Origin of the sequence: Pantoea leporis, from assembly GCF_028048155.1 — a bacterium.
GTDB lineage: Bacteria > Pseudomonadota > Gammaproteobacteria > Enterobacterales > Enterobacteriaceae > Pantoea > Pantoea leporis.
Genome location: NZ_JALMEU010000002.1, coordinates 346080 through 360818, shown reverse-complemented (window position 1 = coordinate 360818; position 14739 = coordinate 346080). Strand labels below are relative to the sequence as shown.

Annotated in this window: 16 protein-coding genes; 9 read left to right on the top strand and 7 right to left on the bottom strand. The window is 53.8% G+C overall.

Going from position 1 to position 14739, the window contains the following annotated elements:
- Positions 1-119: 119 nt before the first annotated feature.
- Entirely contained in the window at positions 120-2099 is a 1980-nt protein-coding gene (locus MWH02_RS08875) for an autotransporter outer membrane beta-barrel domain-containing protein (protein ID WP_271460621.1), read from the bottom strand.
- 448 nt (positions 2100-2547) lie between these two features.
- Between MWH02_RS08875 and MWH02_RS08870 the strand changes: the two genes are divergently transcribed.
- Positions 2548-3834, top strand: coding sequence for a methyl-accepting chemotaxis protein (locus MWH02_RS08870; protein WP_101761435.1), 1287 nt, complete (start codon positions 2548-2550; stop codon positions 3832-3834).
- Positions 3835-3872: 38 nt separating this feature from the next.
- Here the strand turns inward: MWH02_RS08870 and MWH02_RS08865 are convergent, their stop codons facing one another.
- On the bottom strand, positions 3873-5201 hold the full coding sequence (locus tag MWH02_RS08865; RefSeq protein ID WP_271460385.1) for an NAD(P)/FAD-dependent oxidoreductase: 1329 nt from the start codon (positions 5199-5201) through the stop codon (positions 3873-3875).
- Between the two features lie 197 nt (positions 5202-5398).
- Between MWH02_RS08865 and MWH02_RS08860 the strand changes: the two genes are divergently transcribed.
- The 7 genes from MWH02_RS08860 (at position 5399) to MWH02_RS08830 (ending at position 10396) form a co-directional block, all read left to right on the top strand.
- Positions 5399-6301, top strand: a complete 903-nt coding sequence (locus MWH02_RS08860; RefSeq protein ID WP_271460384.1) for a metal ABC transporter substrate-binding protein — start codon at positions 5399-5401, stop codon at positions 6299-6301.
- On the top strand, positions 6298-7104 hold the full coding sequence (locus MWH02_RS08855) for a manganese/iron ABC transporter ATP-binding protein (protein ID WP_192234966.1): 807 nt from the start codon (positions 6298-6300) through the stop codon (positions 7102-7104). Before MWH02_RS08860 ends, MWH02_RS08855 begins: the two co-directional genes overlap by 4 nt.
- Positions 7088-7951, top strand: coding sequence for an iron/manganese ABC transporter permease subunit SitC (gene sitC, locus MWH02_RS08850; RefSeq protein ID WP_101761431.1), 864 nt, complete (start codon positions 7088-7090; stop codon positions 7949-7951). Before MWH02_RS08855 ends, sitC begins: the two co-directional genes overlap by 17 nt.
- Entirely contained in the window at positions 7944-8780 is an 837-nt protein-coding gene (locus MWH02_RS08845; protein WP_271460383.1) for a metal ABC transporter permease, read from the top strand. The genes sitC and MWH02_RS08845 overlap by 8 nt, the downstream gene beginning before the upstream one ends.
- A gap of 142 nt (positions 8781-8922) precedes the next feature.
- The gene (abiEi, locus tag MWH02_RS08840) at positions 8923-9480 is read left to right on the top strand and encodes a type IV toxin-antitoxin system AbiEi family antitoxin (protein WP_271460382.1); all 558 of its coding nucleotides are present in this window, start codon (positions 8923-8925) and stop codon (positions 9478-9480) included.
- A complete protein-coding gene (locus MWH02_RS08835) occupies positions 9477-9977 on the top strand; it encodes a nucleotidyl transferase AbiEii/AbiGii toxin family protein (RefSeq protein ID WP_271460381.1) in 501 nt (166 codons plus the stop codon). Before abiEi ends, MWH02_RS08835 begins: the two co-directional genes overlap by 4 nt.
- A gap of 14 nt (positions 9978-9991) precedes the next feature.
- Positions 9992-10396: a nucleotidyl transferase AbiEii/AbiGii toxin family protein gene (locus MWH02_RS08830; RefSeq protein ID WP_271460380.1), complete on the top strand. Its 405-nt coding sequence runs from the start codon at positions 9992-9994 to the stop codon at positions 10394-10396.
- A 26-nt stretch (positions 10397-10422) separates the two neighbouring features.
- Here MWH02_RS08830 and MWH02_RS08825 read toward each other — a convergent pair whose 3' ends face one another.
- Entirely contained in the window at positions 10423-11097 is a 675-nt protein-coding gene (locus tag MWH02_RS08825; protein WP_271460379.1) for an RraA family protein, read from the bottom strand.
- A gap of 14 nt (positions 11098-11111) precedes the next feature.
- A complete protein-coding gene (locus MWH02_RS08820; protein WP_271460378.1) occupies positions 11112-12023 on the bottom strand; it encodes an ABC transporter substrate-binding protein in 912 nt (303 codons plus the stop codon).
- 281 nt (positions 12024-12304) lie between these two features.
- Here MWH02_RS08820 and MWH02_RS08815 point away from each other — a divergent pair, with 281 nt between their 5' ends.
- On the top strand, positions 12305-12694 hold the full coding sequence (locus MWH02_RS08815; RefSeq protein WP_271460377.1) for a RidA family protein: 390 nt from the start codon (positions 12305-12307) through the stop codon (positions 12692-12694).
- Positions 12695-12769: 75 nt separating this feature from the next.
- On the opposite strand, the gene MWH02_RS08810 is transcribed toward MWH02_RS08815, so the two are convergent.
- From MWH02_RS08810 to MWH02_RS08800, 3 genes are read right to left on the bottom strand one after another with little or no spacing between them, the layout of a single operon-like run.
- Positions 12770-13264, bottom strand: coding sequence for a flavin reductase family protein (locus tag MWH02_RS08810; RefSeq protein WP_271460376.1), 495 nt, complete (start codon positions 13262-13264; stop codon positions 12770-12772).
- The gene (locus tag MWH02_RS08805; RefSeq protein WP_271460375.1) at positions 13261-14277 is read right to left on the bottom strand and encodes an aldo/keto reductase; all 1017 of its coding nucleotides are present in this window, start codon (positions 14275-14277) and stop codon (positions 13261-13263) included. The genes MWH02_RS08810 and MWH02_RS08805 overlap by 4 nt, the downstream gene beginning before the upstream one ends.
- A gap of 56 nt (positions 14278-14333) precedes the next feature.
- Positions 14334-14735, bottom strand: a complete 402-nt coding sequence (locus tag MWH02_RS08800) for a Rid family hydrolase (RefSeq protein WP_271460374.1) — start codon at positions 14733-14735, stop codon at positions 14334-14336.
- Between the last annotated feature and the right edge of the window lie 4 nt (positions 14736-14739).

Here is a 14739-nt window from a genome sequence, read left to right as displayed (position 1 = left end):
TACATGGCACGAAACAGGAGAGGTTACGCGGAATTACAAGGTTGATTGCTAAGCAGAGAAAGCATTTTTGATCGTTATAAATTAACAGGCCAGCAACTAACAGTTACTGGCCTGCATGCTTAGAACGTGGCGTTCACACCGACATTCCAGGTCACCTGATGGTAATCGCTATTCCCACCGACGGTTGAAACCCCGGCAAACGCATTCACCGTTTCGCCGAGCGGCACGTTGGCACCCAGCGACAGATCCAGCCAGTTTTTATCGCGCGCCTCGACGCTGCGTTCAAACGAAGTACGCGTTGATTTCAACCCGGTACGCACCGTGGAATCGGTATCGCCAAACTGATGGTTGTAGCTCACCTGTGCCCAGGGATTAACCACCCACTGTTTGCTGTCGATGCGCCAACCCACTGAGCCAATCTGTGAATGGGTGGTTTGATCGGAGTAGCGCATTGCGGTACTGCTGTCGCTGTTCTCGCTATAGCCGCCGACGCGACCGTAATCCAGCGCGTAACTGGCAACCGGCCCGGTGCTGAGATTTTCAGTAATTGGCAGCGTCCAGCCAGTCTGCACGCGCATGCCGAGCAATTTACCGCTGGTGCTACCCTGCTCGGTACGTTTGGCCGGGCCGATGTGGATATCACGCTCGATGCTGTCGAAATCGAGATCGGCATAATGCAGATCGGCGTTAATCCAGCCCTGATCGAACACCGTCAGCTGGCTGTAAAGCGCTACCAGATTGCCGCGCAGTTTGTAGTCGTAGTTCGACGAAGGTTCCTGGCGCTGATTGGTGTTGGAGAACAGCACACCCGTTTGCCAGTTGTCGGTGATCTGATAGCCGATACCCAGCGTTAAGTTGGTGGTGTTGGCATTTCCGTCGCTCCAGCTGTCGCCCTGATAATCGACATGTTGCCCGGCATAGCCGCCAAATACCGTGAACTTTCCGGCGCTGGCGGGCTGTTGACGCTGCTGCTGCAAATGTCCATCCAGCGTGTTTTGCGTATCACGCGCCATCATCAGTGGCGATTGTGATAACGCCGCCACCTGCGCTGGCGCATCCAGAATCGACTGGATGTAATCGGCAATCATCGCGTGCACCGCTGGGCTCGGGTGCAGACGATCGGCAAACAGATAATCCTGCGCCGTGGAGAAGCCCGGCGTGCTGGATTGACACTCATCCGCTGAGGTGCCAATCGGACAAGCGATGCCGATGGTGTTGGTTAAGCCATATTGGGTAGGATTGGCGATCACTTCATCGAACAGCCCGGCGATATCCACGCGCACAATATTGCCATTCAAGGTCGCCAGCCCCGCTTCTTCCTGCTGGTTATAACCGTCGGAGAGCGCCGTGACTTGCTCGCTCAGCTCCTGCCATGCGTTATAAAGCTGTTGCGCTAGCGCGTCACGCACCGCTGGAACCGACGAAACTTCGCCTGCCGCTTGCGTGAAGGCATCCTGCACCGCTTGCTGTCGCGCGGCTTTATCTGGTGTGGTCACGCCATCCAGTGACTGAAACGCCGCCACCATCGCTGGTGTGGCTTCACTTCCCAGCACGCGCAGCACGGTTTGAATCATATAGGGCGTTGAGCCGAGCTGCGGCACGGTGGGCACAATCACCGCGCCCGCGCCGGCATCCAGCAGGGTTTTAATTTGCGCAACCGATTGATTGGCGCTGTTGCTGATGGTTTCACTGGCGGTTAAGGGATTGGTGACGGCAACGGCGATGTCATTGGCACCGACCCAATGAATATACAAACCGTTGCTATCCGCGCGACCGCCGGTTGAAGCGAGATAACCCGCCAGTTGGTCCTGGGTGTTTAAATCAGGATCGAGCTTGGGTACCGAAACTGCGCCACCCTGCGCATAATTGCTGCCGCCTAACGTTGAGCGCTGTAAATCCTCCCCCAAATGCGCGGCAAGAATCTCATCATATAAAGGATGTTGTGCACCGTCGAAGGTAAAGCGGCCTACGTTGCCGCTATCACTCAGGCTATCGCCAAACACGGTCAGACTGTCCCATGCCAGCGCAGGTGCGGGCGTCAACAACGCAGTGAGTGTGGCGATGGCGACGGCAGAAAGCGCAGATTTGTGGTTGTTCATCATCAACTCCGTGATGGGCCAGAGATGCAGCGTCTGACCGGCAAAAGGTAAGGTCCGCGCATCAAGCGAACCCGCAACATCGCATCAGGAATGCGTTAAGAAAATATCAAGGACGTTTAACTATTTAGTCAGGAAGGGGGCGTTATGCCAGTTTGCAGCGGCAAATAAACTCAAGTTTATTAACAGCCCTTTTACATGCATTTAAATTAAACCTTTAAATAAGGCCGCCGATAACTAGTGTTGCGGAGTGCGAGTACGCTCTGAGCGCTACATTTGAAAACATCAGGTAGGTTAATTACATACCCCGTGCGGCGCTGCGGCGCACAGAGACACTTAAGTGTACGGCGAAGGGGAATCTGCGGGCAGCATAGGTGACGCATGTTGAGCGTGACCAATTTTGCACTGCACGCATTACGTTCAACAGCACAATAATCACCTGAGGCTTCCCATGTTTGGTGTGAAAAAGTCGAGTCTTTCTTTGCCGTTTTATAAAAGTGGCGATGTGGCTAAAGATATCAATGCGATCAAACAGCATGTGGCATGGATTGAATTTACGCCTAACGGCGAGATTCTCACCGCCAATCACCTCTTCCTTGCCACCACCGGCTACCAGTTAAATGAGATTCAGGGGAAGCATCACCGCCTCTTCTGCAGCCCGCAACACAGCCAATCCTCGCGCTATCTCGCCTTCTGGCAAACGCTGGCGTCTGGCGAATCGGTGACCGGCATTTTTGAGCGCTTCAATAAGCTAGGTCAGCGTTTCTATCTCAGCGCCACCTACTTCCCGGTGAGCGATGACAAAGGCCAGGTTTACAAAGTGATCAAGGTGGCATCGGATATCACAGAACGTCATCAGGAGCTGGAGCATAAAGAAGCGGTGATCACCGCGCTGGATCTCTCCATGGCGGTGATTGAGTTCACGCCGGACGGACAAATCCTCACGGCCAACAATAACTTCCTCAAGCACATGGGATATGAGCTGGCTGCGGTTGTAGGGCAGCATCATCGCATGTTCTGCTTCGATAACTTCTATAGTGAAAATCCCGACTTCTGGCGCAAGATGGCCAAAGGCCAGCACTTTGTCGGCCGCTTCGAACGCAAAACCGCCGGCGGCGAACGCATCTGGCTTGAGGCCAGCTACAACCCGGTTTATGACGCCGATGGCAAGGTGTACAAGGTGATCAAAATCGCCTCAGATATCACCGCGCGCGTGGAAGCCGCCAAGCGCGTGGCCGACATCGCGCTGACGACCTCAGAAGAAACGTCACAAATTACCGACAACGCCAACGAGGTGCTGGACGAAACCATCCGCAATTCAGGGTTGGTGGCGCTGCAGGTTAATGCAGCAACGGCGATCGGGGGCGAGCTCAACGCCTCGGCGAAAAGCATTAGCGAAGTGGTCGAGACCATCAACCTGATTGCCTCGCAAACCAATATTCTGGCGCTGAATGCGGCAATTGAGTCTGCGCGCGCCGGTGAAGCAGGACGCGGATTCAGCGTGGTGGCGGGCGAAGTGCGACGTTTGGCGGCGTCCACCTCCAGCGCGACGAAGCAGATCACGCAAGTGGTGGAACACAACGCCAGCCTGATTGCGCAGATGGAGCAGCAGCTTAATGAGGTCAAGCAGTTTGTGGTGACCGAGCAGGATAAAATCAGCGTGTTGTCACGCAGCCTGCGAGAAATTAACAGCGGCGTACATGAGTTTGTGAACGTGATTCATCGGTTGGATGTGTAATGTTCGGCCGGTGTGCAACAACGCGCACCGGCCCACCCTCACATCATCTGCGGTTCACGGATCGCCTGACCTTTGGCGAACCGCGCCAGGCTGTACGGCTTCACATCAGTGAACAGCGGTTTGTTATTGACCATCTGCGCGCACAACAAGCCTGCGCCTGGCCCAATACCAAAACCGTGGCCGCTGAAGCCGGAGGCGATAAACAAACCCGGTATGCTCGTCATCTTATCAATCACCGGCACCAAATCCGGCGTGGTATCGATCCACCCGCCCCACGCGTAATCCACCTTAATGCCGTTCAACTCCGGATAGAGCTGCACCAGCGCCTGCATCGCTTCCTGCACAATGCCGTTATCCGCTGCCGGATCGAGGGTGCGGATCTTCTCGAACGGCGACTCGCTTTGATTGGACCACGAACCGGCGGCTTCCGGGCCGTTGAAGAACGAGCCGTTGATGCGCACCTTGAGCTTCTTAGCGATCTTGCTGCGATACATCGCATAGAACCTGGTGGCGTAACGGATATTTTGCGGCGCGAGATCAATCTGCCCGCGTCCGGCGAGCGCCACGGTGTAGCTGCCATCCTGACGACGGCGAATACACAACCCGCCGGTGCTGAGACAGCCTTTGATCACTTCAGGCGCCGCCGTGGTTTTGAACGCGGTGCCCAGGATATTGGCGCTCGGCAGTTCAATGCCATATTGCTTGCAGAAGCGCGAACTCCACGCGCCGCCGCAGCAGATTACACGGTTAGCTTTCACCAGGCCGCGCTCGGTCCAGACGCCGGTGACGCGTCCGCCAGATACATCGAGGCCGCGCACCGCGCAGTTTTGCTGGATTGATGCGCCGAGATTTTTCGCGCCAGTCGCCATCGCCGGTGCTGCCAGCGACGGCTCTGCGCGACCATCGCTGGGCGACCACACGCCGCCAATCCACGGCGCATTATTGCCGATGCGCTCGCGCGTCTCTTGTGCGGTCATCAAATGGCTGACGAAACCCAGTTGCTGCGCCTGCTTGCCCCACGCTTCCCAGCGCGCCAGATCGCTTTCGCTCTGCGTGCCGTAAGTAATGCCCTGCCGCGAGAAGCCGAGATCGAGGCCAATTTCACTGCTCAACTCGTCCCAGCGCTGCAAACTGCGCATCGCCATCGGCAATTCGTACAGGTCGCGGTTTTGCTGGCGAACCCAGCCCCAGTTGCGGCCGGATTGCTCGCCGCCGATCACGCCCTTCTCAAACAGCGCCACGGAAACGCCCTGCTTTGCCAGTTCGTAACTCACTGACGTGCCAATGATGCCGCCGCCAATCACAATCACATCAACGGATTCGGGAAAGCGTTCACTGTCTGCTACTGCATTGATTTTGATGCGCATCGTCTTAAATCCTGTCCGCTTTTTGTTGATGTAACCATATTTAATGTTTTAGGGGAAATGCCGTTTAATTCCGTCTTTATGACACTTGACCCTTTCGTAAATTTTTGTCTTTACACTGGCGTTGTGAACAAAAATGACTCATATAGATAGCATCAGCTATATATTATAGCATTGGCTATATTACTCTGGAGATGATCATGTTCACTCAACGCCTTTTGCCTGCGATTGCCGTTCTGTTGTCACTCATCGCATTTACCGCGTCAGCGGCTGAAAAACTCAAAGTGGTCACTACCTTTACGGTGATCGCCGATATGGCGAAAAACGTCGCGGGCGATGCGGCGGACGTGACGTCGATTACCAAAACCGGCGCAGAAATCCACGAATACCAACCCACGCCAGGCGATATTCGTCGCGCGCAGGGCGCCAATCTGATTTTGGTAAACGGCTTTAATCTGGAACTGTGGTTCAGCCGGTTTTACCAGCGTCTTAACGATGTACCGCAGGTCACCGTAACGCAAGGCATTGAGCCGATGGGCATTACTGAAGGTCCGTACAACGGTAAACCGAATCCGCATGCGTGGATGTCGCCGGATAACGCGCTGATCTACGTCGATAACATCCGCAACGCGCTGCAGAAATACGATCCCGCCAATGCCGCAATTTATCAGGCCAACGCTGAGCGTTACAAAGCACAGATTCAGCAAACCATCGCGCCGATGCGTGCCGCTGTCGACAAGCTTCCCGCCGATAAACGCTGGCTGGTGACCAGTGAAGGTGCCTTCTCTTATCTGGCGCGCGATTTCGGTCTGAAAGAGCTCTATTTATGGCCGATTAACGCCGATCAGCAAGGCACCCCGCAGCAGGTGCGCAAGGTGATCGATGCGGTGCGCGATCATCAAATTCCTGCCATCTTTAGTGAAAGCACCATCTCTGCCAAACCCGCTCAGCAAGTGGCGCGTGAAGCCGGCATTCATTACGGTGGCGTGTTGTACGTCGATTCGCTGAGCAACAGCGATGGCCCGGTGCCGACCTATCTGGATCTGCTGCGCGTCACCACCGAAACCGTGGTGAAAGGCATCACAGAAGGAAGTCAGAAATGAACCCAGCCGCAGGATTAATCGTCGAGAATGTGGGTGTTACCTACCGCAACGGCCACACGGCGCTGCGTAAAGCCTCTTTTAGCGTGCCCGCTGGCAGCATCACCGCGTTGATTGGCGTCAACGGCTCCGGTAAATCCACACTGTTCAAAGCGATCATGGGATTTGTGCCGCTCTCCTCGGGCGCGGTAACGCTAGCGGGTTTACCGGCCAATAAGGCCCTCAAACACAACATCGTTTCCTATGTCCCGCAGTCCGAGGAAGTGGACTGGAGCTTCCCGGTGCTGGTGGAAGATGTGGTGATGATGGGCCGTTACGGCTATATGGGCATGCTGCGTATTCCGCGTGCCGCCGATAAACTTAGCGTTGATCAAGCGCTGGAGCGCGTGGGCATGAGCGCTTATCGCCACCGGCAGATTGGCGAGCTGTCGGGGGGGCAGAAAAAACGCGTTTTTCTGGCACGCGCGCTGGCACAAAGTGGTCAGATTATCCTGCTGGATGAGCCGTTTACCGGCGTGGACGTCAAAACCGAAGCCGCGATCATCGCCCTGCTAAAAGAGCTGCGCGACGAAGGCCGCACCATGCTGGTTTCCACTCACGATCTCAACGCCATCCCTGATTTCTGCGATCGCTGCGTGCTGGTAAAAAATACCGTGCTGGCGAGCGGCCTGCTGCATGACACCTTCACCGCCGATAATCTGGCGCAGACCTTTGATGGCGCGCTGCATGAGCGTAACGCGGTGTTAATGCAGCTGATGAAAGACAAAAATCCTGACCGGGGAGCGAACCATGTCGTGGATTATTGAACCGTTTGGCTATCAATACATGCTGAATGCGATGTGGATCGCAGCGCTGGTCGGCGCGATTTGCGCCTTTCTCTCATGCTTCCTGATGCTGAAAGGCTGGTCACTGATCGGTGATGCGCTGTCGCACTCAATTGTGCCCGGCGTGGCGGGCGCGTACATGCTCGGACTGCCCTTTTCCCTCGGCGCGTTTCTCTCCGGCGGGCTGGCGGCGGGCAGCATGCTGTTTCTCAATCAGCGCACACGCTTAAAAGAAGATGCCATTATCGGCCTGATCTTCTCGTCGTTTTTCGGCATCGGCCTGTTTCTGGTTTCACTCAATCCCACGTCGGTGAATATTCAAACCATTGTGCTGGGCAATATTTTGTCGGTCGCGCCTGCTGATATCTGGCAGCTCGGCGCGATTGGCTTTATCACCCTGACCATTCTGCTGCTGAAGTGGAAAGACCTGATGGTGACCTTCTTCGACGAGAGCCACGCGCGCTCGCTCGGTTTGAATACGCTGCGACTGAAGATCCTGTTCTTTGCCCTGCTCTCGGCGTCCACCGTCGCTGCGCTGCAAACCGTCGGCGCGTTTATGGTGATTTGTCTGGTGGTGACGCCCGGCGCCACCGCCTATCTGTTGACCGATCGTTTTCCGCGCCTGTTGCTGATCGCCGTGACCATCGGCAGCGTCACCAGTTTCCTCGGCGCATGGAGCAGCTACTTCCTCGATGGCGCGACCGGCGGCGTGATTGTGGTCGCGCAAACGCTGGTATTTTTAGTGGCCTTTGTTTTCGCGCCAAAACATGGCGTGCTGGCTTCGCGCCGCCGTGCGCGTCAGACCATGGAGGACGGCGTAAATGGCTGAATTATTGTTGAGTCCGTTCCAGTTCGAATTTATGAACATGGCGCTGATCACCACCTTGGTACTGTCGCTGCCGTGCGCGATGCTGTCGGCGTTTCTGGTGCTGAAAGGTTGGTCATTGCTCGGTGATGCGATGAGCCACGCGGTATTTCCTGGCGTGGTGATCGCCTGGCTGATTGGTTTGCCGTACGCCATCGGCGCGTTTGTCGCTGGGATGGTGTGCGCCGTCGCTACCGGCTACATCAGTGAGAACAGCCGCATCAAACCCGATACGGTAATGGGCATCGTCTTCTCCGGCATGTTTGGCGCCGGTTTGGTGCTGTATCTGAAATTGCAGCCCGAAGTGCATCTCGACCACATCTTGTTCGGCGATATGTTGGGCATCAGCCTGGCGGATATTATCCAGACATCATCTATCGCGCTGATTGTTAGCCTGCTGATTGGCATCAAATGGCGAGATTTACTGCTGCACGCGTTCGATCCCAATCAGGCGCGCGCCTGCGGCATCAACGGCAAACTGATGCATTACGGCTTGCTGTGTTTAATCTCGTTAACCATCGTCGCTGCGCTGAAATCGGTGGGCGTGATTCTATCGATTTCAATGCTGATTGCGCCTGGCGCTATCGCTTTGCTGCTGGCACGACGTTTCGTGCAGGTAATGTTACTGGCGATTGGCATTGCGGTGGTGACAGGTTTCAGCGGTGTGTACGCCTCGTTCTTCCTCGATAGCGCGCCGGGTCCAACCATTGTGGTGATCTACGCGGCGCTGTTCGTGCTGGCGTTTTTGTATGTCACGGTGAAGGATCGGCGCACGCAGCACGTGCATGGCTAATGATTTTGGTCGCCAGGCATTAAGTCGCCTCTAACCCCTCATTTTTGAGGGGTTGAAAGTAACTTATCTTGACTCACTCTATTCCACTCCCTACTCTTATGTTAATGCGAACCCATTAAAAATGAGGGGTTAGGTTTAACTTATGAAAAGACTTGAGCTAATCAGTAAGCTCGCCGAGATGGACCGTAAAGGCATTTATGTGCTGCCAAAAAAGGATCTTGCGAAGCTCTTCCCACTTGAATCCGACAAATCGATGGAGCAATCATTGAAGCGGATGGTCGATGATAAGTTGCTGCAGCGAGTCGCGCGTGGCCTGTATGTGAATCCGAACGCTTCATCCAGAAACCGCTGGATGATGGAAGAAATTGCTAAAGCACTTCGTCCGGGAAGCATGTCTTATGTGAGCCTTGAATCTGCGTTGTCGGAATATGGGGTAATTTCTCAAATTCCTATCAATCGCATGACATTAATGACCACCGGTGCGAGTGGTTTAATTGATACGCCTTTTGGCACCATTGAATTCACCCATACCAAACGTAACGTTGCGCAAATTGTCAAAAATACCCTGGTCGCTAAAGGTCGCCCTTTACGCATCGCAACCCAAAGTGCAGCAATTCGTGATCTGTTACGCGTAGGACGAAACACCAATATGGTGGAAGAAGATGCTATGCAAGCATACCAGGAAGGGGAAATTGCATGATCATTGATAAAACCGATTTTAATCAACTCGTCGATTTAGCGATGGCTAATGCCTCACTGTCAAAGATGCGTCCGGTCGTTGAAAAGGAATTGCTTCATTATGAAATTTTTCAAGCGCTTGATGCTGAAGGATTGCTAAAAGACATTGTATTTCAGGGAGGAACATCACTAAGACTGTGTAGAGGATCAGATCGTTTTAGCGAGTACCTCGACTTTGCTGGTGGTAGCGACTTCTCAGCAGATAGCATGCAAAAAATTAAAACCTGTGTTGAGAAGCGAATCGGCGAGCGATTTGGGCTTAATGTCGTGGTAAACAATAAGCCCGCTATAGTGGGACAAGACGCTATAAATCACGTTCGCGTGGAAAAATGGTGGATCTCGATTGAAACCGCCCCAGAAAATCCCGCCATGCCACGCCAGAAAATAAAATTAGAAATCGCCAATATTCCTGCCTACACCCGCGAATTAGTCGCGCTTAGAATCAACTATGATTTTTAGTCGGAATGCCGGTCGTGTTGGTTAAGGCGGAAACCCTTGATGAAATCCTGGCAGATAAAGTATTGGCCTTCCCTACTTCATTACTCGATAACCTAGGAAGAGCTGTGACTGCAGACTCGGTGAAAATTCGTCATCGTGATATTTGGGATCTGGCTTGGTTGATCACACGTGGAGCGAAGCTCGTTCCTGAACTCGTCACGTCAAAAATCAAAGATTATGGTGTGATTAATTACTCCGGTTTAGTTGAGCATGCGATCAGACAGCTTCCGGATATTATCAGGAGCCGCGAATTTAATGCTCAAATGAGTCGTTTCATTGACTCAGCCACATTAGCAAGGACCCTTTTAGTTGAAAGTTATCTCAATTATGTGGATACATCTGTGCGTGGTTTATTTGTGGAAATGAAAGCGGCCCTTTAAAGATACAGATTACTATTAATATCGCCCTACGATGGAAACTCGCAGCCCAACTCGCGCAATTTCTTCTCGACCCAATCGCGTTTATTGCGCCCTTCGGCGATGGCCTGCAGTTTGGCGATTTCACCGCTGTGGCGCGCGCTGGCCAACTCGTGAATCTCATCAATGTGATCAAAAGGCACGCACAGCACGCCATCATCATCACCGACGATAAGATCACCTGCTTCAATCACCATGCCATTTAACGAAATCGGCACATTCACTTCGCCGGGGCCGTCTTTATAAGGCCCGCGATGGGTGACGCCCGCCGCATACACCGGCAAAGCGTGGTTGCGAATACTCAGGCTGTCGCGCACCGCGCCGTTAATCACCACGCCAGCGATGCGCTTCTTAGCCGCATAGGTCAGCATCAGCTCGCCGACAATCGCGTTGGTCACATCACCACCGGCATCCACCACAATCACATCGCCGGGTTCAGCGATATTTATCGCGTAATGCACCAGCAAATTATCGCCGGGCCGACACTTAACCGTGAGCGCGGTACCCGCCATGTAGCCACCGGCGTGATAAGGCCGCAGATTGGACCCACCCGCCGTCAAGCGCTGCATGGCATCGCTGATATTCGCCACCGGCAAATCCTGATAGGCCGCAATCTGCTGCGCACTGGCTTTGCGCGTTCTGTCAACGATGCGAAATCCGCTCATACCTTTTCCTATGACTATTTAGCGAACACGTCTTCATTAAGTTTGGCTTCTTTCACCGCACCGTAACCGATGAACCAGTGATCGAGGATTTTTTGGTAAGTGCCATCCTGAATTAACGAGTTCAACGCCGCCTGAACCGCCTTCTCTATTGGCGATCCCTTCGGTAATCCAATCGACATTGGTGGTTCATGCACGCTGATTTCACCGGAAATTGCCAGATTTTTCAGCTGCGCGGCCTGATACGCTAAACCTTCCCACGGGCCGTAATAAAACGATGTTCTGCCGCTTAATACCGCAACTACGCCATCAGGCCGGCTCGGGAACACTGCAACTTTGATCGCCGGTTTATTTTCACTGACGCAGGTTTTGCTGGCTTCATTAAGAAACTCAATCTGCGCCGTGCCGACGCCCGCGCCGATGGTTTCACCGCAAAGTGCGGTTAAGCGGGTAAACGGCGGCACATTTTTATCTTTCCGCGAAATCACCGCCTGACGTGAACTGTCGAAATAACTAACGAAGTCGATTTGTGCAAAACGCTTTTGGCTCGGTCGAATATTAGAAAGTACTGCATCAAAGCGACCAGTCTTTAAGCCTGGAATAATGTTGTCGAAGCCGCCGGTATCCTTCCAGATGACTTTCAAACCCAGCCGCTGACCAATCGCATTCATGATATCAACGTCGCGACCGGATAAAGTTTTATTATCTTCCAGGAAAAAAGTGGTGGGCGGTGTATTAGGATTGGTTCCGGCAATCACATAACCTTTCTGAATGATCTCTTGCGGTAATAAAGACTGTGATTTTGCATCAGGTTTCACCTGAAAATTAAATTTAGCCGCAATACCCGCCTCTTCCTGCGCATAAACGGATGCCGTTAATAATGCAGACGATAGAATAACTACCGATAAGAGAGATTTAATATTAAGCATGATTTACCCGAGGTGAAAAAGTAAATAGCAATAATTAATTCTTATAATGCAAGGGGTTGAAACCCTTTCAAGTACCATACAAGATCGGATTAAAAGGATGAAATTCATAATTAGCATATAGATAGCGATAAATGTTTATTTCACAATGAAATCATTAAGCCGTTTGTAAAACCGCGTTGCCATATCCGCAACACCGTGTAGCCGAAATACGATTACGCGCTTCCTCGCGTCGATGTTAGCTTTAAATCTTGTTGGCCTGATATTACCCACAATTAAGGAGCATGATGAGCATTATAAATCCCGCTGGCTTGAAGGCGCGCAGCTACTACAATCACGTAAAAATTCGTCCGGGCACGCCGGTGTTTCCTACTGGCCAGGTGGCGTGGGATGAAAATGGTGATGTGGTAGGTGTTGGCGATATGAAGCAACAGGTCGAGCAGGTTTATGCCAATATCGACCGCTTACTGGAAGGATTGGGCGCGCAGCGCGACTGGATTGTACGCACTACCACTTATGTGACGGATTTAGCACTGGTGGCGGAAATTCACCCGGTACGTCAGCAGTTTTTCGCCGGTCTGGAATTACCCGCCAGCACGCTGTTTCAAATCGCCGCGCTGGCTGAGCCGGAGCTGCTGCTGGAGATTGATGTAGTGATTATGATGCCGCTGTGAATTCCAGGTGTGCATGAATGCGCATCCTACGAAATACGCCAATCATTCGTAGGGTCGCCATTTATGGCGACCACGCTACACCAACTGATAAAATCCCCGATCGTGATATACCATTGGTGCCGCATCACTCCGTGGATGCAACACCGCAGTCACTTCGCCGAGAAAAATCGCGTGCGTATGCCAATCCACGGTTTTCGCCAGACTGCACTCAAACGACACCAACGCTTCCGCACACAGCGGCGCGCCGTTGGCCGCCATCAGCCATTCACCGTATTGAAACCGCTCATCGCGGCGGGCGGAATTGCTGAACACATCTACTAACGCCTGCGCATCAGCGGATAACAGGTTAACGCAAAAGCGTCCGCTTTCGGCAATCATGGCAAACAGGGATGCGCTGCGATTCACGCACACCAGCAAAGTCGGCGGTTCAGCGCTCACTGACGTTACCGCCGTGGCGATCATTCCGCCGGGTTGTCCCTGATAGCTGGCAGTAATCAGACACACGCCCGCCGCCAGTTGGCGCATGCCGCCACGATAGGCATCGGCAAGGATAATGGGGTTTTCAGTCATAACGTACGCTCTCGCACAATTCGCCCTTCAACAGGATGGTGCGGATCAACCGGCCCAAGGCTGGAACCTTTACCTGGCGAAACCAGCCGATCGCAGAACGCTTCGTCTTCCGCTGACCACGGACAATCGAGCGCGGCAATGCCGTCGCGCCACTGCTCAAAAGTGCGCGGCCCCACCAGCGTGCTGGTCACCAACTGATTGCGCATCACCCACATCTGCGCCACGTGCGCGGGCTGACGTCCGCTGCGTTCTGCGTAAGCCGCCAGTTCACTTGCTACTTTAAGTGATTCCGGACGCCATTCCGCTTCAATCATGCGCGGATCGGCACGCCCGGCGCGGCTGTCGCTGTCGGGTGCGGCACCCACGCGATATTTTCCCGTCAGGATGCCGCGCGCCAGCGGGCTGTAACACACCGCGCCTGCGCCGAAATAGGCTGCCGATGGCAGAATCTCCACCTCGGCTTCACGGTTAGCGAGGTTATACAGCGGCTGCGTGGCAACCGGTCCGGCAATGCCCGCTTCGCGCGCCAGGCGTACGGTTTCCGCCAGACGCCACGCTTTGAAGTTGGAGACCGCGAAGTAACCGATTTTGCCTTCGCGAATCAGATCGGCAAACGCCAGTACCATCTCTTCCAGCGGCGCGTTGAAATCGGCTTTGTGCATGTAAAGCACGTCAATGTAATCGGTGCCGAGACGCGTCAGCGATCCGTGCACCGCTTCGCGAATCCATTTGCGCGACATGCCGCGCTGATTCGGGCCTTCGCCCATCGGGTTACCGACTTTGGTTGCCAGCACCCAGTTATCACGATCTGTGGCAATCGCTCGCCCCACCACGCGCTCGGATTCGCCTTTGTTGTACATATCGGCGGTGTCGATGAAGTTGACGCCGCTGTCACGCGCATCGGCAATAATGCGGCGCGACGTTTCTTCGTCGGTGGCACCGCCAAACATCATGGTGCCGAGGCAGATTTCGGACACCTTTAGCCCGCTGCGTCCGAGATATCGGTATTGCATGTTAATTTCCTCATTATTACTTTGTAGCGGTCGGCATGAATGGCGACCCTACGGCGTTACGCTGGAATCACTGCCGTGGTGGCGATTTCCACCAGAAACTCGGGGCGCACCATCTCCAGCTTTACGCAAAAACGAGCGGGCAGCAGCGCGGGGAAATAGGTGACGTAGATTTCGTTGAATTTATGGTAATCGTCGAGATCGCGCAGGAAGATCTGGTTCATCACTGCGTGATCCATGCTGCTGCCCGCCGCTTCCAGCACCACTTTGATGCTGTCGAGCACGCGGCGCGTCTGTACTTCAATATCGCCGATGCCAACGATGCTGCCATCCACCGGATCGGTCGATAACATTCCCGCGACATACACATGATTGCCCGCTTTAACACCCCAATTGAGGTGATTGAGGCCGGTTGCGGTTTTACCGATGATCCAACCTGCGGGATTGATTGCCTGATTCATCTGT

What these genes read in the sequence shown, in the direction of transcription:
- MWH02_RS08875 (WP_271460621.1), bottom strand. Translation starts at nt 2,099, where the DNA reads ATGAACAACCACAAATCTGCGCTTTCTGCCGTCGCCATCGCCACACTC.
- MWH02_RS08870 (WP_101761435.1), top strand. Translation starts at nt 2,548, where the DNA reads ATGTTTGGTGTGAAAAAGTCGAGTCTTTCTTTGCCGTTTTATAAAAGT.
- MWH02_RS08865 (WP_271460385.1), bottom strand. Translation starts at nt 5,201, where the DNA reads ATGCGCATCAAAATCAATGCAGTAGCAGACAGTGAACGCTTTCCCGAA.
- MWH02_RS08860 (WP_271460384.1), top strand. Translation starts at nt 5,399, where the DNA reads ATGTTCACTCAACGCCTTTTGCCTGCGATTGCCGTTCTGTTGTCACTC.
- MWH02_RS08855 (WP_192234966.1), top strand. Translation starts at nt 6,298, where the DNA reads ATGAACCCAGCCGCAGGATTAATCGTCGAGAATGTGGGTGTTACCTAC.
- sitC (WP_101761431.1), top strand. Translation starts at nt 7,088, where the DNA reads ATGTCGTGGATTATTGAACCGTTTGGCTATCAATACATGCTGAATGCG.
- MWH02_RS08845 (WP_271460383.1), top strand. Translation starts at nt 7,944, where the DNA reads ATGGCTGAATTATTGTTGAGTCCGTTCCAGTTCGAATTTATGAACATG.
- abiEi (WP_271460382.1), top strand. Translation starts at nt 8,923, where the DNA reads ATGAAAAGACTTGAGCTAATCAGTAAGCTCGCCGAGATGGACCGTAAA.
- MWH02_RS08835 (WP_271460381.1), top strand. Translation starts at nt 9,477, where the DNA reads ATGATCATTGATAAAACCGATTTTAATCAACTCGTCGATTTAGCGATG.
- MWH02_RS08825 (WP_271460379.1), bottom strand. Translation starts at nt 11,097, where the DNA reads ATGAGCGGATTTCGCATCGTTGACAGAACGCGCAAAGCCAGTGCGCAG.
- MWH02_RS08820 (WP_271460378.1), bottom strand. Translation starts at nt 12,023, where the DNA reads ATGCTTAATATTAAATCTCTCTTATCGGTAGTTATTCTATCGTCTGCA.
- MWH02_RS08815 (WP_271460377.1), top strand. Translation starts at nt 12,305, where the DNA reads ATGATGAGCATTATAAATCCCGCTGGCTTGAAGGCGCGCAGCTACTAC.
- MWH02_RS08810 (WP_271460376.1), bottom strand. Translation starts at nt 13,264, where the DNA reads ATGACTGAAAACCCCATTATCCTTGCCGATGCCTATCGTGGCGGCATG.
- MWH02_RS08805 (WP_271460375.1), bottom strand. Translation starts at nt 14,277, where the DNA reads ATGCAATACCGATATCTCGGACGCAGCGGGCTAAAGGTGTCCGAAATC.
- MWH02_RS08800 (WP_271460374.1), bottom strand. Translation starts at nt 14,735, where the DNA reads ATGAATCAGGCAATCAATCCCGCAGGTTGGATCATCGGTAAAACCGCA.